The sequence below is a fragment of the Kutzneria kofuensis genome (assembly GCF_014203355.1).
Taxonomy (GTDB): domain Bacteria; phylum Actinomycetota; class Actinomycetes; order Mycobacteriales; family Pseudonocardiaceae; genus Kutzneria; species Kutzneria kofuensis.
In genome coordinates this window covers 3,245,153-3,264,909 of record NZ_JACHIR010000001.1, presented here as the reverse complement: position 1 = coordinate 3,264,909, position 19,757 = coordinate 3,245,153, and the positions used below count along the sequence as shown (strand labels likewise).

The 19,757-nt window shown below is 71.1% G+C and carries 17 protein-coding genes; 14 read left to right on the top strand and 3 right to left on the bottom strand.

What is annotated here, in order from left to right:
- Positions 1-57: 57 nt before the first annotated feature.
- The 7 genes from BJ998_RS14840 (at position 58) to BJ998_RS14810 (ending at position 8,587) form a co-directional block, all read left to right on the top strand.
- Entirely contained in the window at positions 58-1,110 is a 1,053-nt protein-coding gene (locus BJ998_RS14840) for a S8 family peptidase (RefSeq protein ID WP_184862157.1), read from the top strand.
- Complete coding sequence (locus BJ998_RS14835; protein ID WP_221338015.1) at positions 1,103-1,651, top strand: RNA polymerase sigma factor; 549 nt, start codon at positions 1,103-1,105, stop codon at positions 1,649-1,651. The genes BJ998_RS14840 and BJ998_RS14835 overlap by 8 nt, the downstream gene beginning before the upstream one ends.
- Positions 1,648-2,097 (top strand): hypothetical protein, encoded by a 450-nt coding sequence (locus tag BJ998_RS14830; RefSeq protein WP_184862155.1) that lies wholly within the window; start codon positions 1,648-1,650, stop codon positions 2,095-2,097. The genes BJ998_RS14835 and BJ998_RS14830 overlap by 4 nt, the downstream gene beginning before the upstream one ends.
- 106 nt (positions 2,098-2,203) lie before the next feature.
- Entirely contained in the window at positions 2,204-5,779 is a 3,576-nt protein-coding gene (mfd, locus tag BJ998_RS14825; protein WP_184862153.1) for a transcription-repair coupling factor, read from the top strand.
- Positions 5,780-5,809: 30 nt separating this feature from the next.
- Positions 5,810-6,751 carry a hypothetical protein gene (locus BJ998_RS14820; RefSeq protein WP_184862151.1) on the top strand — a complete coding sequence of 314 codons (942 nt, stop codon included), beginning with the start codon at positions 5,810-5,812 and terminating at the stop codon, positions 6,749-6,751.
- Positions 6,748-7,704, top strand: a complete 957-nt coding sequence (locus BJ998_RS14815) for a nucleoside triphosphate pyrophosphohydrolase (protein ID WP_184862149.1) — start codon at positions 6,748-6,750, stop codon at positions 7,702-7,704. The genes BJ998_RS14820 and BJ998_RS14815 overlap by 4 nt, the downstream gene beginning before the upstream one ends.
- Positions 7,705-7,714: 10 nt before the next feature.
- Positions 7,715-8,587 carry a lysozyme family protein gene (locus BJ998_RS14810; RefSeq protein WP_184862147.1) on the top strand — a complete coding sequence of 291 codons (873 nt, stop codon included), beginning with the start codon at positions 7,715-7,717 and terminating at the stop codon, positions 8,585-8,587.
- Between the two features lie 55 nt (positions 8,588-8,642).
- On the opposite strand, the gene BJ998_RS14805 is transcribed toward BJ998_RS14810, so the two are convergent.
- Positions 8,643-9,032: a tetratricopeptide repeat protein gene (locus BJ998_RS14805; protein ID WP_184862145.1), complete on the bottom strand. Its 390-nt coding sequence runs from the start codon at positions 9,030-9,032 to the stop codon at positions 8,643-8,645.
- 175 nt (positions 9,033-9,207) lie between these two features.
- On the opposite strand from BJ998_RS14805, the gene BJ998_RS14800 reads away from it, so the two are divergent.
- From BJ998_RS14800 to BJ998_RS14775, 6 genes are all read left to right on the top strand, one after another.
- Positions 9,208-11,466 (top strand): HelD family protein, encoded by a 2,259-nt coding sequence (locus BJ998_RS14800; protein WP_512699327.1) that lies wholly within the window; start codon positions 9,208-9,210, stop codon positions 11,464-11,466.
- 103 nt (positions 11,467-11,569) lie between these two features.
- Positions 11,570-12,856, top strand: coding sequence for a phosphopyruvate hydratase (gene eno, locus BJ998_RS14795; RefSeq protein WP_184862141.1), 1,287 nt, complete (start codon positions 11,570-11,572; stop codon positions 12,854-12,856).
- 5 nt (positions 12,857-12,861) lie between these two features.
- Entirely contained in the window at positions 12,862-13,431 is a 570-nt protein-coding gene (locus tag BJ998_RS49165) for an FtsB family cell division protein (protein ID WP_312890121.1), read from the top strand.
- Complete coding sequence (locus BJ998_RS14785) at positions 13,428-13,922, top strand: DUF501 domain-containing protein (protein WP_312890120.1); 495 nt, start codon at positions 13,428-13,430, stop codon at positions 13,920-13,922. Before BJ998_RS49165 ends, BJ998_RS14785 begins: the two co-directional genes overlap by 4 nt.
- Before the next feature lie 294 nt (positions 13,923-14,216).
- Entirely contained in the window at positions 14,217-15,359 is a 1,143-nt protein-coding gene (locus tag BJ998_RS14780; RefSeq protein WP_376775998.1) for a lysozyme family protein, read from the top strand.
- A gap of 18 nt (positions 15,360-15,377) precedes the next feature.
- Positions 15,378-16,331: a Ppx/GppA phosphatase family protein gene (locus BJ998_RS14775; protein WP_184862135.1), complete on the top strand. Its 954-nt coding sequence runs from the start codon at positions 15,378-15,380 to the stop codon at positions 16,329-16,331.
- Between the two features lie 95 nt (positions 16,332-16,426).
- Here BJ998_RS14775 and BJ998_RS14770 read toward each other — a convergent pair whose 3' ends face one another.
- Positions 16,427-17,392 (bottom strand): hypothetical protein, encoded by a 966-nt coding sequence (locus BJ998_RS14770; protein WP_184862133.1) that lies wholly within the window; start codon positions 17,390-17,392, stop codon positions 16,427-16,429.
- 118 nt (positions 17,393-17,510) lie between these two features.
- Complete coding sequence (locus tag BJ998_RS14765) at positions 17,511-18,968, bottom strand: S10 family peptidase (RefSeq protein WP_184862131.1); 1,458 nt, start codon at positions 18,966-18,968, stop codon at positions 17,511-17,513.
- Between BJ998_RS14765 and BJ998_RS14760 the strand changes: the two genes are divergently transcribed.
- Positions 18,967-19,686, top strand: a complete 720-nt coding sequence (locus BJ998_RS14760; RefSeq protein ID WP_184862129.1) for a uracil-DNA glycosylase family protein — start codon at positions 18,967-18,969, stop codon at positions 19,684-19,686. The genes BJ998_RS14765 and BJ998_RS14760 overlap by 2 nt on opposite strands.
- The last annotated feature ends 71 nt before the right edge of the window (positions 19,687-19,757 follow it).

The following is a 19,757-nucleotide window of genomic DNA, read 5'->3' as shown; positions in this document are numbered from 1 at the left end:
CGGGATGTATCACGGGTGCCGCCGGTGGCTCCGTGGGGCATGACCGAGGGGACACCCATGGATGAGCTGATCGTCGACAGCCGGCACCGCGACGAGGTCGTCGAACTCCTGGCCGACCGGCTGCACGTGCTTCCCGACAACCACCACACCGACGCCGACGAGGCCCTGGGCCTCACGCTCGTCGGCCCACTCGAACTCGGCGACTACGCGCCGGCCGCCCGCCGGCAGTACTCCGACGAGACCGACCTGGACGGCCTCGACCTGCTCTTCTACGACGTGGGGCGGCGGTTCGCCGACCGGCACGGCTTCGTGCCGGTGCTCGACCGCAACTCCGACGACGTGTGCGGCAATCCGCAGCACAAGTCGGTCGGACCGGCGTATCCCGCCTATCCGGTGCCGATCCCGGACACCACCGACGGGCAGGGCGTGCACATCGGCGTGATCGACACGGCGCCGACGCACCACCGTGACCTGCCGCCGACGCACGTGCTGGCGGACACCTTCTACGAACCGGACGAGCACGTGACTCTCTGGGCCGGCCACGGCACGTTCGTCGCCGGGATCATCCGGCAGCACGCCCCGGCCGCGACCATCCACATGCGGGCCGGACTGGCGTCGGAGACGGGCCGGTGCAGCCGCTGGCAGCTGGCCAAGGACATCGGGGCGTTCGCGGCCCAGGACATCCAGGTCCTCAACCTCTCGCTCGGCTTCGAGACGGCCGACGACGCCGTGCCGCCGTCGATCGCCCGTGCGCTGTCCCGGCTGCGGCCGGAGGTGCTTGTCGTCGCGGCCGCCGGCAACGACCACACCGACCGGGTCTGGCCGGGCGCTTTCGGCTCCGTGATCGACGTGGGCTCCACCGGCGGCCCGAGCTTCGCCTGGATCAACGCCGCCGCTCCCGGGGACGATGTCCGCAGCGCTTTCCTGTACGCCGCGATCGACGGCACCTCGTTCGGCGGCTACGCGTCCTGGCGCGGCACCTCGTTCGCGGCCGCCTTCGTCAGCGGTGCCGTCGCCGCCCGGATGTCCACTGCCGGCGTTTCCGCGGCGGAGGCGTATCAGCTGTTGCTACGCGATCCCGACTCGATGGTGGCGGTACCCGGTGTCTGACGTCGGCGACTTGGTGGTGCGGGCCCGGCGCGGCGAGCAGGCCGCGTGGGACGAGATCGTCGAGCGGTTCGCGCCGCTCGTGTGGGCCGTGTGCAACCGGCACAACCTGTCCGCGGCCGACACCGACGACGTCAACGCCACCGTGTGGCTGCGGCTCGTCGAGCGGCTCAACACGCTGCGGGAGCCCGCCGCGCTGCCCGGCTGGATCGCCACCACCACCCGCAACGAGTGCCTGCATCTGTTGCGTGACAAGAAGAAACAGGTCAGCGTGGACGACATCGACGGGCCCGACGAGCGTCCCGAGCTGGATGCCTGGCTGCTCGTCCAGGAACGGCACATCGCGCTTCGGGTGGCGTTCCGGGAGCTGTCCGAGCGGTGCCGGCGGCTGCTCGGCCTGCTGTTCGCCGAGGAGACCGTGCGCTACGCCACCATCTCCGCCCAGGTCGGCCTGCCCGTCGGCAGCATCGGGCCCAGCCGGATGCGCTGTCTCGACGCGCTTCGCCGCAACCCCGCGCTCGCCCCCTTCGAGGAGACGTCGTGACCAGTTACTGGGACAGCGACGAGCATCTGCTCGCCGACCTCGCCGAGGCCGTTCAGGCGGCACGGAATGTGCCCCAGCGTCTGCTCGACGCCGGCAAGGCCGCCTTCGCCTGGCACACCGTCGACGCCGAACTCGCCGCCCTCGCGTTCGACTCCGCCGGCGAGCCCGCCGGCACCCGGGCCGAGACCGCCACCCTGCGGGCGATGACCTTCGTGTCCAGCCACGTCACCATCGAGGTCGAGCTCACCGCCGACGCCCTGCTCGGCCAGATCGCCCCACCGGCCGCCGGCGAGCTCCTCGTCCGCCAGGCCGACGGCCACGTCCAGACCGTGCGTGTGGACGCCCTCGGCTACTTCACCGTCCGCCCCTGCCCCACCGGCATGTTCCGCCTCGAACTGACCCGACCCGCCGGCCCTCGCGTTCTCACCGCCTGGACCACGCTGTGACGGCTGGACGCGGCTGACCAGGGACTTCGAACCACGGCGGGTTCTTGTCGGGGTGGCGGCCTAGGCTTGACGGCGTGTCGAAGTGCACCCGAGGGGGACTGTCGAAGTGACCCAGCCCGGCCGACTGTCCGGTCTGCTGACCGCCGTGCTCGCGGACAAGTCGCTGCGTGAGGCGCTGGCGGCGGTGGACACGCCCCGACTTGAGCTGGAGGGACCGCCGGCCGGTAGGCCGCTGCTGGTGTCGGCGCTGGCCACTGAGCGGCCGGTGCTGGCGATCACGGCGACGGGTCGAGAGGCGGACGAGCTGGGGGCGATCGCCGCCGACCTGCTCGGCAACGACGCGGTGGAGCTGTTCCCGTCCTGGGAGACGCTGCCGCACGAGCGCCTGTCGCCCCGGGCGGACACGGTCGGCCGACGGCTGGAGGTGCTGCGGAGGCTGGCGCACCCGGAGGAGCACCCGGCGGGCCAGCTGAAGGTCGTGGTGGCCACGGTCCGAAGCCTGATCCAGCCGATGGCCCCGAGCCTGGGCGAACTGGCGCCGGTGCACCTGGAAGTGGGCACGGAGCACGACTTCAACCAACTCGTCGAACGCCTGGCGGAACTGGCCTACGTCCGCGTGGACATGGTGGAGAAGCGCGGCGAGTTCGCGGTCCGCGGCGGCATCCTGGACGTCTTCCCGCCGACCTCGGAACACCCGGTCCGGGTGGAGTTCTGGGGCGACGAGGTGAGCGAGATCCGCGCCTTCTCGGTGGCGGACCAGCGCTCCCTGCCGGGGGAGATCCAGGGCTTCACGGCGCCGCCGTGCCGGGAGCTGCTGCTGACCGAGGACGTCAAGGCGAAGGCGGCGGCGCTGGCCGCTGACCACCAGGCGGACGCGCAGCTGGCGGAGATGCTGGACAAGCTGTCCAACGGCATCGCCGTGGAGGGCATGGAGGCGCTGATCCCGGCCCTGTGCGAGGGCGAGCTCCAGCTCCTGACGGAAGTCGTGCCGAAGGGCACGATCGTGCTGGTCAACGACCCGGAGAAGATCCGCACCCGGGCCCAGGACCTGGTCCGCACGGGCCAGGAGTTCCTGGAGGCCTCCTGGATGGCGGCGGCCGGCGGCGGCAAGGCCCCGATCGACCTGGGCGCGTCGGCCTACCGGTCGCTGGCGGACGTAGCGACGACCACAGTGGACAGTGGCCGCGCCTGGTGGACTCTGAGCCAGCTGACCACCGACGTGGAAGGCGTGCTGCGCCTGGACTTCGCGCCGGTGGAGTCGTACCGGGGCGAAGTGGAGCGGGCCTTCGCCGACCTGCGCGCCCACACGGCGACGGGCGGCACGGCGATCCTCGTCGTCCCGGGAGCCGGTACGGCGCAACGGGCCGTGGAGCAGTTGGCCGACGCGGAGGTGCCGGCCCGGCTGGCGGAGAACGGCCTCGCCACGGCACCGGAGGCGGGCGTCGTCACGGTCGCCCGCGGCTCCATGGAGGACGGCTTCCTGGCCAGCGGCCTGGGCCTGGTCGTGGTCACCGAGACGGACCTGACCGGCGGCCGTGGCGGCACGTCCACCCGGGACATGCGCAAGATGCCGTCCCGCCGCCGCAACGCGGTCGACCCGCTGGCGCTCAAGGCCGGCGACTACGTGGTGCACGAGCAGCACGGCATCGGCCGGTACGTGGAGATGGTGCAGCGCACGGTCGCCGGCGCCACCCGCGAGTACCTGGTGCTGGAGTACGCGGCCAGCAAGCGTGGCCAGCCCGGCGACCGCCTGTTCGTGCCGACCGACCAGCTCGACGAGGTCTCCCGCTACGTCGGCGGCGAGCTGCCCACGCTGAACAAGCTCGGCGGCTCGGACTGGAAGAACACGAAGGCCAAGGCGCGCAAGGCGGTCAAGCAGATCGCCGCCGAGCTGGTGCAGCTCTACGCGGCCAGGCAGGCCGCGCCCGGCCACGCGTTCGCCCAGGACACGCCGTGGCAGCGCGAGCTGGAGGACGCCTTCCCGTTCACCGAGACGGCCGACCAGCTGGCGGCCATCGACGAGGTGAAGGGGGACATGGAGCGCGCGGTCCCGATGGACCGGGTGATCTGTGGCGACGTCGGCTACGGCAAGACCGAGATCGCGGTCCGGGCGGCGTTCAAGGCGGTGCAGGACGGCAAGCAGGTGGCCGTGCTGGTGCCGACCACGCTGCTGGCCCAGCAGCACCTGAACACGTTCAGCGAGCGGATGCGGCAGTTCCCGGTCGTGGTGAAGGGCCTGTCCCGGTTCACCGACCCGCAGGAGTCGGAGAAGGTCGTGGCGGGCCTGGCCGACGGCGAGGTGGACATCGTCATCGGCACGCACCGGCTGCTGCAGACCGGCCTGCGCTACAAGGACCTCGGCCTGGTCATCGTGGACGAGGAGCAGCGCTTCGGCGTCGAGCACAAGGAGCACATCAAGGCGCTGCGCACGCACGTCGACGTGCTGACCATGTCGGCGACGCCGATCCCGCGCACGCTGGAGATGAGCCTGGCCGGCATCCGCGAGATGTCCACCATCCTCACCCCGCCCGAGGAACGGCACCCGATCCTGACCTACGTCGGCGCCTACGACGACAAGCAGGTCGGCGCCGCCATCCGCCGCGAGCTGCTGCGCGACGGCCAGGTGTTCTACGTGCACAACCGGGTGTCCTCGATCGAGCGGGCGGCCCGCCGGCTGCGTGAGCTGGTGCCGGAGGCCCGGATCGCCACCGCGCACGGCCAGATGAACGAGGACCGCCTCGAGAAGATCATCGAGGGTTTCTGGGAGCGCGAGTTCGACGTCCTGGTGTGCACCACGATCGTCGAGACCGGCCTGGACATCTCCAACGCCAACACGCTCATCGTGGAGCGCGGCGACCTGCTCGGCCTGGCCCAGCTGCACCAGCTGCGGGGCCGCGTCGGCCGGGCCCGCGAACGGGGCTACGCCTACTTCCTGTACCCGCCGGACGGCACGCTGACCGAGACGGCGCACGACCGGTTGGCCACCATCGCCCAGAACACCGAGCTGGGCGCGGGCATGGCGGTGGCGATGAAGGACCTGGAGATCCGGGGCGCCGGCAACATCCTCGGCGCCGAGCAGTCCGGGCACATCGCCGGCGTCGGCTTCGACCTCTATGTACGTCTTGTCGGCGAGGCGGTCGAGGCGTTCCGCAAGCACGCGGGCGCGCCGACCGAGGACGACGGCGAGGACCTCGCGGAGGTCCGCGTCGACCTGCCGGTGGACGCGCACATCCCGCACGACTACGTGCCGGGGGAGCGGCTGCGGCTGGAGGCGTACCGCAAGATCGCGGCGGCGGTCGACGACGCGGCGCTGCAGGCCGTCAAGGAAGAACTCCAGGACCGCTACGGCCAGCCGCCGGCCCCGGTGGAGCGGCTGCTGGCGGTGGCGCGGTTCCGCCAGACCTGCCGCCGGCACGGCGTGACCGAGGTGGCCACCCAGTCCAGCTCGATCCGGTTCGCGCCGATGGAGCTGCTGGACTCGCAGCTGGTGCGGATGAGGCGGCTGTACCCGAAGGCGGTGTACAAGGCGGCCACCCGGATCGTCTCGGTGCCGCGCCCGACCGAGGGCCCGGCCGGCGGCCGGATCGGCGCGCCGCCGCTGCGGGACACCGAGCTGCTGGACTGGTGCGCCCACTTCGTGGAATCACTGGTCGGAAAACCCAAGCCGGTAGCGGCTGGTTGAGATCTTGGTCGCTGTGAGAGAGTGCGCACTGTGACGATCGCCATTCGCCGTCCCATCGCAGTCCTGGCCGCGTGCGCCGCAGTAGGCGCCATGGTGACCGGCTGTGGTGCCGGTCCGGAGCAGATCGGCGCCGCCGCGGTTGTCGGCGGCCACACGATCCCGCTCGACGTCGTGCAGCAGCAGATCACGAGCGTGCTGGCCGACAGCGCGGACGCGCGCAAGCTGCAGCAGCAGAAGCCGAGCACGTTCCCGCCGATCGCCCGGACGGTCGTCCAGCTGGCGGTGTGGCACGAGCTGAGCAACCAGCTGGCGGCGAAGGCGGGCGTCAAGGTCAACGAGGATCAGGTGGACCAGGCCTACAACCAGTCGGTCGCGGCCAACCAGTTCCCGACGTTCCCGGGGCCCGCGACCATCCCGATCAAGGGCCAGATGTTCAAGGACTTCATCCACGACAACCTGGTGTGGAACGCGATCGGCATGAAGCAGGCCGGCACGGCGAGCTTCACCTACGACTTCGGCGTCACCCAGGACCGCAACTCCGCGCAGGCGCTGGTGGACAAGGTCGTCGCCAACCCCGACCAGCACGTGGCGATCTTCAACGCCGCGTCGGCCGGCAGCAGCAGGCCGACCACCAACCAGACGGGCGGCCTGGCGACCGTGCCGCCGGAGCTGGCGCCGATGTTCAAGGCGAACGCCGGCTCGGTCATCGCCTTCCCGGTGCAGGACGAGAACATCTGGGTCGTCGTGTACGTGCTGAAGCGCTCGGACAACGCGGGCGACACCAGCGGCGGCCAGGACGTCTCCCAGGTCGCGGGCACCTTCGGCCAGGCGCAGATGATCCGCTCCGCCCAGCAGGTGGGCGTCACGCTGAACCCGAGGTTCGGCGTCTGGGAGCCGCTGACCGGCTACGTCTCGCCGAGCGACGGTGAGTCGTCCAGCATCAGCGCGACCGTGCGGAAGCCGAACCCGTGACGGTTGTCGTTCTGCTCAGCCCGCGGCTGCCCGGCGTGCTGCCGGCGGCGGCGCTGCCGGCGCTGCGTGCCGCCGCCGAGGTGTGGGCGGGCAAGGACGTGCCGGAGCAGCTGCGGCAGTCCCTCGGCGCACGCGAGGTGGCGGCCGAGGAGCTGTCCGCGCAGGACGACGTGGTGCTGATCGCGGCCGACGCCAGTGAGCCGGCGGCGGCCGCGTTGCTCGCGGCCGGTGCGACCAGGATCGACACGCCGGAGCCGGCCGGGTCGCGGCTGCTGGACGCGGCGGCGGTGATGGACCGGCTGCGTTCGCCCGGCGGCTGCCCCTGGGACGCCGAGCAGACCCACGAGTCGCTGCGGCAGTACCTGGTCGAGGAGACCTACGAGCTGCTGGAGGCGATCGAGGACGGCGACCGGGCGGCGCTGCGCGAGGAGCTCGGCGACGTGCTGCTGCAGGTGCTGTTCCACGCCCGGGTGGCGGCCGAGCACGGTGACGACCCGTTCGACATCGACAACGTCGCCGGTGACCTGGTGGACAAGCTGGTCGGCCGGCATCCGCACGTGTTCGCCACCGAGGAGGAGGGCTTCGAACTCGACCGGCACGACCGGCGGTGGGAGGAGCTCAAGCAGGCCGAGAAGAAGCGCGAGTCCAGCGTGGACGGTGTCGCGCTCGGCCAGCCCGCGGTGTCGCTGGCGGCCAAGCTCACCCAGCGGGTGGCCCGCGTCGGCCTGCCGGTGGACCTGCTGCCGTCCGGTGACGACACGGGAGCCACGCTGTTCGGCGTGACGGCCGTGGCCAAGCTCGCCGGGGAGGACCCGGAGAGCGAACTGCGGGCCGTGGCCCGGCAGTTCGAGCGGGACGTGCGGGCCGCCGAGCGGTCGGCCAGGGCCGCCGGGCTGGACCCCACCCGGCTGACCGCGGACGATTGGCGCCGGCACTGGCCGTCGGCCACGTAGCCTGGGTCGTATGGCCTTCTCGACCCCACCGCGCTCGCAGGCCGAGTCGCCATCCCTGCCACCGCCGCCCCCGCCGCGCCGCGGCCGGGGCGGCGAGATCTTCGGCAAGGTCTTCCTGATCGCGCTGGTGCTGGCGTTGGGCGCCGGCGCGATCTATGCCGTGAACTGGCTGAGCCACCCCGGGCCGCCGGTGCCGTCCGGGCCGACCGGCCCGCCGCCGTTCCGGGTGCCGCCGCTGGAGGTGGCCAAGGACTCCGCCATCCCCGGTCCGGCCACGCCGCCGCCGGCCGCCACGGCCGCGGTGCCCAAGGAGAACTTCCAGGGCTGGATCAAGCGGGTCTCCTACTACAGCGACGTGCCGGAGCGGGTGCTCGTCGCGTACGCCAACGCCGACCTGGCCTACCAGGCCAAGAACCCGGGCTGCCACCTCACCTGGGCGACGCTGGCCGGCGTCGGCCGGGTCGAGTCCAAGCACGGCCGCTACGGCGGCGCCAGCGTGCTGGACAGCGGCGAGGAGTCCCGGCCGATCGTCGGCCCCGCGCTGGACGGCTCGCCCGGCTTCCTGGCGGTGCCGGACACCGACAAGGGCGCGCTGGACGGCGACACCAAGTGGGATCACGCCGTGGGCCCCATGCAGTTCGCGCCGGCCACCTGGCACCGCTGGGGCGTGCGGGCCAGCGACGACGGCAAGGCCCCGGACCCGCAGGACATCGACGACGCCGCGATGACCGCCGCCCGCTACCTGTGCGCCATGGGCGGCGACCTGTCCGTGCCGAAGAACTGGTGGTCGGCGGTGCTGACCTACAACAACTCCACGGCCTACGGCCAGGACGTCTTCAGCAACGCCGACGCCTACGGCAAGGTCAGCCTCGGCAAGCTCTGACGCTCGGAAAGGACCGTTCCTCTACTCGGAGTAGAGGAACGGTCCTTTCCCAACATCAGTCGCCGGCCTGCGGGTCGCTGCGGAAGGCCAGGCGGGCGCTGACCTCGCCGAGCGCCTCCTGGTACTCGGGCAGTGGGCTCATCGCCACCGCCAGCCGCAGCTTGGCGATGGCCTCGGACAGCCGGCCCTGCCGCTGCAGGGTCTTTCCCAGCGCGAACAGCGAGTAGTGGTCGCTGGGGTCCATTTCGACGAGTCGGCTGAACGCCTCCTCGGCCCGCCGGAACTGGGCGGAGTTGAGGTAGGCGCGGCCGGCGAGCTGCACCACGCTGGGCAGGTCCGGCTCGGCCTCGAGCACCGGGCGCAGTTCTCGCAGCGCGTCCAGCGGACGGCCGTTCGACACCAGCGCCTCGGCCCGTCGGAACGCCTCGAAGGTGCTGTCGCTCATGGTCGTTCCCACAGTACGCAAGATCGGCTGCGAGTTCGATGGACCATCCGGGCACAACACCGGTGACAGGTGGCGCGCGCGACCAGCGGTTTGATAGATTTAGCGGTCTGAACGCACAAGTAAAACAGCACGAAAAAACGTGTCTGCGCCAGACAATAACGGTGAGTGAGGTCAGTTGTCAAGCCCTGCGAGTATTCCGGACAGTCAGGAAATCGACCGAGAGCAGGAATACGTCTCCATGCTCTACGGCCGCCTCGACGACCTCCGGGAACAGACGTCGCGCTGGCTGGCCCGGGTGCTGCTGGAGACGGGCGGCACGCCGCAGGCCCGGTCCGAGCGCGACGCGGCGACGGCAATGCACTCCAGCGACCTCGCCCAGTACAGCGCGGTCGAGAACGGCCTGTGTTTCGGGCGGCTCGATTTCGAGAACGGCGAACACCAGCACATCGGGCGAATCGGCATCTTCCGCACCGAGGGTGACTACGAACCGCTGTTGATGGACTGGCGCGCCCCCGCCGCCCGCCCCTTCTATCTCGCCACCGCGGCGTCGCCGGACGGCGTGATCCGGCGCCGGCACATCCGCACCCGCCGCCGCACCGTCGTCGGCATCGACGACGAGGTGCTGGACCTGGCCAAGGCGGTGCCCGGCCGGAACGAGGGCCTGGTCGGCGAGGCGACGCTGCTGGCCGCGGTCAGCGCCAGCCGCACCGGTCGGATGGGCGACATCGTCGCCACCATCCAGGCCGAGCAGGACAAGATCATCCGGTCCGAGCTGAACGGTGTGCTCGTCGTGCAGGGCGGCCCGGGCACCGGCAAGACCGCGGTGGCCCTGCACCGCGCCGCGTACCTGCTCTACACGCACCGCCGCCAGCTGGAGAAGCGCGGCGTGCTGGTGGTCGGCCCCAACGCCACCTTCCTCAACTACATCAGCCAGGTCCTGCCGTCGCTGGGCGAGACCGGCGTGCTGCTCAACACCGTCGGCGAGCTCTACCCGGGACTCAAGGCGGTCGGCAGCGAGCCGGTCGAGGTCAGCGCGGTGAAGGGCCGCCTGGTGATGGCCGACGTGCTCGCCGCCGCCGTGCGGGACCGGCAGTGGGTGCCGCGCGACGGCATCGAGATCCCGCACGAGCGGGACACGCTGGTGCTGGACCGCAAGACGGTGGCCGACGCCCGCGGCCGGGCCCGCCGCTCGCGCCGCCCGCACAACGCGGCGCGGCCGGTGTTCGAGCGGGAGATCATCGGCGCGCTGGCCCGGCTCGTCGCCAACAAGCTCGGCGCGCAGTTCCTGGACGCCGACGATGTCAGCGACATCCGGGCCGAGCTGCGCGAGGACGACCAGGTGATCGCCGCGATCGACAGGCTGTGGCCGATCCTCACCCCCGAGCAGCTGCTCACCGACCTGTACGCGTCGGAGAAGCGGCTCAACGCCGCCGGCCGCGCGCTGACCCCGCAGGAGCGCCAGCTGCTGCGCCGCGACCCCGGCGCGGAGTGGACGCCGGCCGACGCGCCGCTGCTGGACGAGGCGGCCGAGCTGCTGGGCGAGGACGACCGGGCGATCAAGGCCGCCGCGGCGGCCAAGCGCCGGCAGGACCTCGCCTACGCCCAGGGCGTGCTGGACATCCTGGATCTCCAGGACGAGTCCGACCCCGACGTGCTGATGGCCATGGACGTGCTGGACGCGGACGCCCTCGTCGCCCGCGTGGCGCAGAGCGACTACCTGACCGCCGCCGAGCGCGCCGCCGACGACCGCACCTGGACCTTCGGGCACGTGATCGTGGACGAGGCGCAGGAGCTGTCGGCGATGGCGTGGCGGGTGCTGATGCGTCGCTGCCCCAGCCGGTCCATGACCGTGGTCGGTGACATCGCGCAGACCGGCGACCTCGCCGGCACCTCCTCGTGGGACGAGGTGCTCAGCCCGTACGTGGCCAACCGGTGGCGGCTGGCCGAACTCACCGTGAACTACCGGACCCCGGCGGAGATCATGGCCGTGGCCACGGACGTGCTCGCCAGCCTCGACCCGGACGCGGTGCCGCCCAGCTCGGTCCGCGACTCCGGATTGCCGCCGTGGCACGAGAAGGTGCCCGCCGACGGGCTGTCCGACGCGGTCGCCAAGGCCGTCGACCGGGAGGTCGCGCGGCTGGACGACGGCCGGCTCGCGGTGCTGGTGCCGCGGTCGCTGGCCGGCGAGTTCGCGGTCGGCGGCGACGACCTGGAGAGCCCGGTGGTGGTGCTGACCGTCGGCCAGGCCAAGGGCCTGGAGTTCGACTCCGTGCTGCTCGTCGAGCCGGAGTTGATGTTGACGGAGTCCCCGCGCGGCGCGAACGACCTGTACGTGGCCATGACCAGGGCCACCAAGCGGCTCGGCGTGCTCCATACCGGAGCCCTGCCGGAAGTGCTCGCCAAGCTGACCCCTTTCTCCCTCGATTCAGAATGATTACGCTCTCGTTTCGGCACGCGAGCGTGCCGCCTCCGGGTGATCTGTCCACCCGGCTAGGCTGGTTGCGGGATGAGCCCCTGAACGCTGGATAGGAGCTGTTGTGGCGGTCATCGAGCAGGTCGGCGCGCGCGAGATCCTGGACTCGCGAGGCAACCCGACCGTCGAGGTAGAGGTCGCGCTGGACGACGGCACGCTGGCCAGGGCCGCGGTGCCCTCCGGCGCGTCGACCGGCGAGCACGAGGCCGTCGAGCTGCGCGACGGCGACACGACCCGGTACAACGGCAAGGGCGTGGAGAAGGCCGTCACCGCCGTCCTCGACGAGATCGGGCCCGAGTTGGTCGGCATCGAGGCCGTCGAGCAGCGGGTGGTCGACCAGAAGCTGGTCGACCTGGACGGCACCCCGGACAAGGGGCGCCTGGGCGCGAACGCCATCCTCGGCGTCTCGCTGGCGGTGGCCAAGGCCGCCGCCGAGTCCAGCGGGCTGGAGCTGTTCCGCTACCTGGGCGGCCCGAACGCGCACATCCTGCCGGTGCCGATGCTGAACATCCTCAACGGCGGTTCGCACGCGGACACCGAGGTCGACATCCAGGAGTTCATGATCGCCCCGATCGGCGCCGAGTCCTTCCGCGAGGGCCTGCGCTGGGGCGTCGAGGTCTACCACGCGCTCAAGTCCGTGCTGAAGGGCAAGGGCCTGGCCACCGGCCTCGGCGACGAGGGCGGCTTCGCGCCGAGCCTGTCCAGCAACCGCGAGGCGCTGGACCTGATCGCCGTGGCCATCGAGAAGGCCGGCTACAAGCTGGGCCGGGACGTGGCGCTGGCGCTGGACGTGGCCGCCACCGAGTTCTACTCCGACGGCGCGTACACCTTCGAGCAGACCAAGCGCAGCGCGGAGCAGATGACCGCGTACTACAGCGAGCTGGTCAGCTCCTACCCGCTGGTGTCCATCGAGGACCCGCTGTCCGAGGACGACTGGGACGGCTGGGTGCAGCTGACCGCCGAGCTCGGCGACAAGGTGCAGATCGTCGGCGACGACCTGTTCGTCACCAACCCGGAGCGGCTGGAGGAGGGCATCTCCCGCCGGGCCGCCAACGCGCTGCTGGTGAAGGTCAATCAGATCGGCACGCTGTCGGAGACGCTGGACGCGGTCGCGCTGGCCACCTCCTACGGCTACCGGTCGATGATGAGCCACCGGTCCGGCGAGACCGAGGACACCACCATCGCCGACCTCGCGGTGGCCACCGGCGTCGGCCAGATCAAGACCGGCGCCCCGGCCCGTGGCGAGCGCACCGCCAAGTACAACCAGCTGCTGCGCATCGAGGAGACCCTCGGCGACGCCGCCCGCTACGCGGGTGAGCTGGCCTTCCCGCGGTTCACCGCGGAGGCCTGACGGTCGTGCCCGAGCGCGAGCACGGTCGGCAGTCGCGACGCCGGCAGGACACGTCCAGCCAGCGTCGCGCGCCCGACCGTGCCCGCCGGGCGGCGGCCAAGCCGGCCGCCTCGGAGCAGGACCAGCCGGCGCCGCGGCCGCCCCGGGCGCGGCAGAGCACGTCACGACAGGATTCGGGGCGCGCCCGCACCGGCGGAGCGTTCGGCCTGTCCGCCACCAGGCAGGCCGCGGTGCTGGCGATGGTCGTCTGCGCCCTGGCGCTGTCCGTCGCGGTGCCGCTGCGCACGTACCTGACGCAGCACGCGCAGGTGGAGCAGGAGCTGGCCCAGCAGGCCAAGCTGCAGCAGCAGGCCGAGCAGCTGGAGCAGCGCAAGCAGCAACTGTCCGACCCCGCGCAGATCCAGGCCGAGGCGCGCAGCCGGCTGGGCATGGTGATGCCGGGGGAGACGCCCTACACCGTGCAGCTGCCCGGCGACGGGCAGCAGGGCGATCAGCACGGGTCGCCGCAGCAGCAGGCGGCCAACCGACCATGGTTCGACCAGTTGTGGAATTCGATCACCGGGAGTGGCTCGTGACGGCGGGGATCAGGGAACCGATCACCGAACTGGACCGGGAGGTGATCGCCCAGCAGCTCGGCCGGCCGCCGCGCGCGCTGCGGGCCATCGCGCACCGGTGCCCCAGCGGCCACCCCTCCGTCGTGCAGACCGCGCCACGGCTGGAGGACGGCACGCCGTTCCCGACGCTGTACTACCTGACCTGCCCCCGGCTGACCTCGCTGGCCAGCCGGCTGGAGGCGGCCGGAATGATGAAGGAGCAGACCGCTCGGCTGGCCGAGGACGAGGAGCTGGCGGCCCAGTACCTCGCCGCGCACCGCTCCTACCTGGCCGAACGCGACGCCATCGAGCCGCTCGGCACCGAGGTCAGCGCCGGCGGCATGCCCGGTCGGGTCAAGTGCCTGCACGTGCACATCGCGCACGCCCTGGCCTGCGGGCCGGGCGTCAACCCGTTCGGGGACGAGGCCCTCGCCGCGCTCGCCGGGGACTGGCCGGCCGGCGACTGCGCCTGACGTCAACCCGCCGGATCTGTACGGTGGTGACAGCTTTGGTGACGCTGCGTGCACCATTCGGGCTAGTGCTGCCTCCCCGAGGTGCAAATCTCCGTCAACGCAGTGACACTCGACCGGGTGTGGGGCAGGCTGACCGTGAGCTAACGGCGTGTAGGCAACGATCGCATCTGGGTCATGTGATCGAGACGAGGAGCGTGGATCCGCGTGGGTGTGCACAGCGTCAGAGCCCGAGCTCCCAAGCCCGCGCGAGTCGCACCCCAGCGGAGATGGCGCGCGGCGGCGGCCGTGACGGCGATGCTCGCGCCCATGGTGCTCGCCGGCGACGCCACGTTCACGTGGGTGAACACCGCCCACTCGACGCCCAGCCAGCCGCAGGGGCAGAAGAACCCGTTAGGCGCGACCGGGCAGCTGCCGCAGCAGGAGACCGTCGACCCGGGTCTCGACACCAACCTCGGCGACGCGACCAACACGCCCGGCGCCTCCGCGCTCGGTGGCCTGCCCAACGGCCCGCTCGGCATTCCCGGGGCCGCGTTGCAGGCCTATCAGCGCGCCGAGCAGCTTGAGGCGGCTCGCAACCCCAACTGCCACCTCGACTGGCCGCTGCTGGCCGGCATCGGGCGTATCGAGTCCAACCACGCGCGCGGCGGCGCCGTGGACGCCGCGGGCAACACGCTTTCGCCCATCCTCGGGCCCGTGCTCGACGGCAGCGGCGGCTTCGCGCTGATCTACGACACCGACGGCGGCGTGTGGGACCTGAACAAGGTCTACGACCAGGCCGTCGGGCCCATGCAGTTCATCCCGTCCACGTGGGCCCAGTACGCGTCGATCTCCAATGCCAAGAGCTACGGCACCGCGAACCCCAACAACATCTACGACGCCGCGTACGCCGCCGCGAACTACCTGTGCGCCAGCGGCGGTGACATGCGCAATCCCGCGCAGCGGTCGGCCGCCGTGTTCGGCTACAACCACTCCGACGCGTACGTCGCCAACGTGCTGGCGTGGGCCTCCTCGTACGCCACCGGCGTGGAGACGCTGCCGAACAACACCGACGTTCCGGTGATCCAGCCGATCCCGAAGCCGCCGTTCGTCGGCCCGACGGGGCCCCCGGCTCCGCCCCCGAACAACCCCACGAACCCGACGTCGCCCACCACCACGACGACGACACCGACGTCCACCAGCACCACCACGACGACCACGTCGCCGACCGGCACCACGACGTCGACGTCGCCCACGACCACGACGACAACCACCACCACAACGACGACCACGACGACGACGACCACCACGACGACGACGCCGCCGACGTGTCCGACGGCCCCGACGTCGACGACGACCAGCACCGCGGCGCCGACCAGCACGACGCCGGTGCCGCCGGGCTGCCCGGCGCCGACCACCACCCCCTCGCCGACACCCAGCGGGACCACGAAGGCCAGCTGACCGGCTAGCGTTGGCGGCATGAAGCACTCGCGGGTGGCCGCCATCGACTGTGGGACGAACTCGATCCGTCTGCTCATCGCGGACGTCACCGTCCGGGACGACGGGTCGAGTTCGCTCCGGGACGTCCATCGGGAGATGCGCATCGTCCGGCTCGGGCAGGGCGTCGACGCCACCGGCCGGCTCGCCCCCGAGGCGCTCGACCGCACCCGTGCCGCGCTCGTCGACTACACGGCCCTGTTGCGCCGCAAGGGCGTCGAGGCCGTGCGCATGGTCGCCACCTCCGCCACCCGCGACGCCGCCAACCGGGACGACTTCTTCGCCATGACCCGCGAGGTCCTCGGCGTCGAGGCCGAGGTCATCACCGGCGACGAGGAGGCCCGGCTCTCCTTCACCGGCGCCGTCGGCGACTGCGACCCCGCCGACGGTCCGTTCCTCGTCGTCGACATCGGCGGCGGCTCCACCGAACTGGTGCTCGGCTCCGAAGACGGCGTCGAGGCGGCCAAGTCCGTCGACATCGGCTGTGTGCGCATCACCGAGCGATGCCTGCGTTCCGACCCTCCGACCGCGTCCGAGATCGAGGAGGCCGCCAAGGTCGCCGCCTCCGTGCTGGCCGACGCCTTCGACGCCGTTCCCGTGGCGAAGGCCCGCACCTGGATCGGCGTCGCCGGCACCGTCACCACCCTGTCGGCCGTCGCCCAGGACCTGCCCGAGTACGACGTGCTGTCGACCCACCTCTCCACGCTGACCGTGGACCAGATCCACTCCGTCGGCGACCGCCTGCTCGCCATGAGCCACGACGAGCGCGCCGCCGTGCCGACCATCCACCCCGGCCGGGTCGACGTCATCGGCGGCGGCGCGATCATCCTGCGCGTCCTGGCCGACCACCTCGCCGAACACGCCGGCATCACCCAGCTGACCGTCAGCGAAAAGGACATCCTCGACGGTATCGCCCTCTCCCTGACCACCCCCTAACCCACCCACCCCGTTGGTCAACCCCTCGTCGTTTGGAAAGGACCATTCCTCTCGTTCAGTGAGAGGAATGGTCCTTTCACAACATGAGGTCGCAGCTAGGCGGCGTGGACGGGATTCAGGCGGACGGGTGGCCGAGGACGCGCGTTGGCAGCCTTGTAGGCAGCGCGGAGTTCGGCGATCACGCCGGCCGGATCATCGCGAAGGCGAGACGGCAGCGTTTGGACCACCACGATCCCTGCCCCGGCGTACCTGGTGTTCCGCGCCACTGTTCTGGCGTAGCCATGGGCGTCGAAGTGCCACTCGAACGAGTCGATCTCCCAGGCCATCGCGACTTCGTCGCACCATGCGTCCGGAACGGCGATGAAGCGACCGTCGTTGTTGACGACCGGCACGTTCCAGACGGCCGTCGGCAGGCCCGATGCCTGCCAGATTCGCAGGCCTTCTGCCTCTGCAACCGATCGTGCACCCTCGTCGATCTCCGCAAGCACCCGGCGCGGCAAGGCGGACCCGCGGCGACTCCCGCTGTTCAGCTCGGCCAGCAGTTCCGCCGGCCGACAACGCCCGCGCTGGACGGCTTCCGCGAGCAACGCTCGGACAGGATCGATTCTTCGCCATCTACGGACTGCGTCGAGGACCGCGCGTTCGAGAGGTGCCAGGCGAAGTCCATGCTTCTGGACTGCGTCAGGCATATGGATCGTGCGCTCGACAACGGCGAAGCGTGCGCTACGGATGTGACTGGCCTGCGGTACCAGGATGTGGAAGCGGCCGTTGTCCGGGATCCGGGACAGTCCGTGAAGGCGAGCGGCTTCGCAGCCGGTGAGCAGCGCCTCCGGCCCGCCATGGAGCAGCGCCGCCTCGATTTGCTGCCGTCTGGTTGGTTGCCCGTTGGACAACAGGACGATGCCGGGTAGCAGCCACCGCCATGGTCCACCGGGTTGACATCGTCGGTACGAAGTTGCTTCGGGCACGCCTAGCGTCTGCAGCCTCTGGACTCGGATGACACCGTCGCGGCTTGCCCGCACCAACTCGTCGGTGTGGACTGCCCAGGTTCCTCGCTTCATGCCTCGATGCTGCCGCGACCCCCTGACAGTTCCGTCCCGTCCTGTGTGAAAGGACCATTCCTGACGTTGAACGTGAGGAATGGTCCTTTCCGAACATCAGGGGGTTGACAGGTGGGGGTCAGCGGTTGGAGGAGGTGCGGATGAAGGCGGCCAGGTCGGCGGACTGCTGGATTCGGCTGGGCTCGTGTATGTACATCATGTGGCCGGCCTCGTAGTAGGCGAGGTCGATGTTGCCGCGCAGTTCCTCGGGGATGGTGAGGTGTGCGACGACGTAGTCGCTTCCGGCGAAGGGGGTGGCGCCGTCGTGGTAGCCGGCGGCGATGTGCACCCGAAGGTGCGGGTTGACGCGCATGGCCGACGCGAGCTTGTCGGCGACGGTGACGTGGGAGTTCTCGAAGTCCTTGTACGACCAGGGATGCACGCGGTTCGAGAGAACCTCGTACGGAAGGTCGTTCTGGTAACCGAGTTCCCCTCGCAGGTAGTGGTTCAACGCCGAGGCGTACGGGCCGGTGATGGCGCTGATGGACGGGTCGTGGCTGAAGTGCTCGCGCCCGTAGTCGGCCTCCCAGCCGGTGAACCGGCCGTCGATGCGGCCGACGGTGAGCCGCCGCGAGCGCAGCAGCTCGGTGAAGAACCGGATGTGCTCGATGCGGAGGTTGACCCGGTCGACGTAGTCGGTGGACAGGCCGGTCAACGCGGCGGTGCGGTCCACAATGGACTGACGGTCCGCGGCCGACAGCCGGCTGCCCTGGACGAGGGCCCACAGGTAGTCGCGGTTGGCGAACTCGGTGGCCTCGGCGATCACGTCGGCGAGCGCGCGGTCGCCGTGCAGGCCGTGGTAGTGGGCGATGGCCGCGTAGGTCGGCAGGAACAGCACGTACGGCAGCTCGTTGCCCTCGCTGAAGTCCAGGGCGTTGAAGTCGAGCGCGGTGGAGATGAGCATCAGTCCGTTGAAGTACATGCCGTACGTGGACTGCAGCCGCTCGGCGATGGCGGCGCCGCGCGTCGTGCCGTAGGACTCGCCGGCGATGAACTTGGGCGACATCCAGCGGTCGTTGCGGGACGTCCAGAGCCGGATGACCTCGCTGATGTACTCGATGTCGGCGGCGAAGCCGTGGAACTCCTCGGGCTTGCCGCCCTTCACGGCCCGCGAGTAGCCGGTGGACACCGGGTCGATGAACACCAGGTCGCTCTCGGCCAGCAGCGTCTCGGCATTGTCGACGAGCTCGTACGGCGGCGGCGTCATCGCGCCGACGTCGCCGCTGACGACGCGGCGCGGCCCGAGCAGCCCGAGGTGCAGCCACACGCTCGCGGAGCCGGGGCCGCCGTTGAACGCGAAGGTCACGGGACGGCTGGACGCGTCGGCGCCGTCGAGGGTGTAGGCGGTGAGGAACACCTCGGCCTTGGCCACGTTGCCGTCGAACGCGCCGTCGGTGTGCTTCTCCTGCCGCAGCACGATGCGCCCGGTGGTCGCGGTGTACTCCAGCGCCCGGCCGTCGACGGTGATCGAGTGCCGGCTCGTCACGAGGTCGTCGGTCGGCTCTTCGCTGGGCTTCTGCTCGTCGTTGCCTGCCATGGGTGGAACCCTAACCACCGTGGATCTACAAGATCTGGACAACGCGGTGGTTGGCTGTCGACGGTGCCCGCGGCTGGTGGCCTGGCGCGAGTCGGCCCCGCTGCAACACCGGGCGCGGCCGGAGGAGTACTGGTCACGGCCGGTGCCGGGCTTCGGACCGGCGGACGCCCGCATCGGGGTGATCGGCCTGGCCCCGGCGCTGCACGGCTCGAACCGAACGGGCCGCATGTTCACCGGGGACCGCAGCGGCGACTTCCTGTTCGAGGCGCTGCACGCGGTGGGCCTGGCGTCGCAGCCGCACGCGGTCTCACGGGACGACGGCTTGACGCTGTTCGGCACGAGGATCGCGTCGCCGGTGCGGTGTGCGCCGCCGGAGAACAAGCCGACACCGCAGGAACGGGACAACTGTCGACCGTGGCTGGCGCAGGAGCTCGAACTGCTGCGGCCGACGCTGCGGGCGGTGGTCGTGCTGGGCGCGTTCGGCTGGCAGGCGCTGCTGCCGGTGTTGAGCGCCGCCTGCTGGGAGGTGCCGAAGCCGCGGCCGGTGTTCGCGCACGGCGCCGAGATCGTGCTGCCGGCGACGGACGGCGGCGCGCCGCTCACCCTGCTGGGCTGCTTCCACGTCAGCCCGCACAACACCTTCACCGGTCGACTGACGCAGGAGATGGTGCGGGACGTGTTCCGCCGGGCGATCGTGGTCGCCGATGACCAAGAGTGACGGTAGGGTGCGCCGATCCTGCCCCGTTCGGTCGGTGAACCGATTCGGCCAACCGGGATGGACCCGTCAAC

Excerpts from the sequence above, each read along its gene's own strand:
- BJ998_RS14840 (WP_184862157.1), top strand. The coding sequence starts at position 58 with ATGGATGAGCTGATCGTCGACAGCCGGCACCGCGACGAGGTCGTCGAA.
- BJ998_RS14810 (WP_184862147.1), top strand. The coding sequence starts at position 7,715 with ATGGCCTTCTCGACCCCACCGCGCTCGCAGGCCGAGTCGCCATCCCTG.
- BJ998_RS14805 (WP_184862145.1), bottom strand. The coding sequence starts at position 9,032 with ATGAGCGACAGCACCTTCGAGGCGTTCCGACGGGCCGAGGCGCTGGTG.
- BJ998_RS14780 (WP_376775998.1), top strand. The coding sequence starts at position 14,217 with ATGCTCGCGCCCATGGTGCTCGCCGGCGACGCCACGTTCACGTGGGTG.
- BJ998_RS14775 (WP_184862135.1), top strand. The coding sequence starts at position 15,378 with ATGAAGCACTCGCGGGTGGCCGCCATCGACTGTGGGACGAACTCGATC.
- BJ998_RS14770 (WP_184862133.1), bottom strand. The coding sequence starts at position 17,392 with ATGAAGCGAGGAACCTGGGCAGTCCACACCGACGAGTTGGTGCGGGCA.
- BJ998_RS14760 (WP_184862129.1), top strand. The coding sequence starts at position 18,967 with ATGGGTGGAACCCTAACCACCGTGGATCTACAAGATCTGGACAACGCG.
- BJ998_RS14765 (WP_184862131.1), bottom strand. The coding sequence starts at position 18,968 with ATGGCAGGCAACGACGAGCAGAAGCCCAGCGAAGAGCCGACCGACGAC.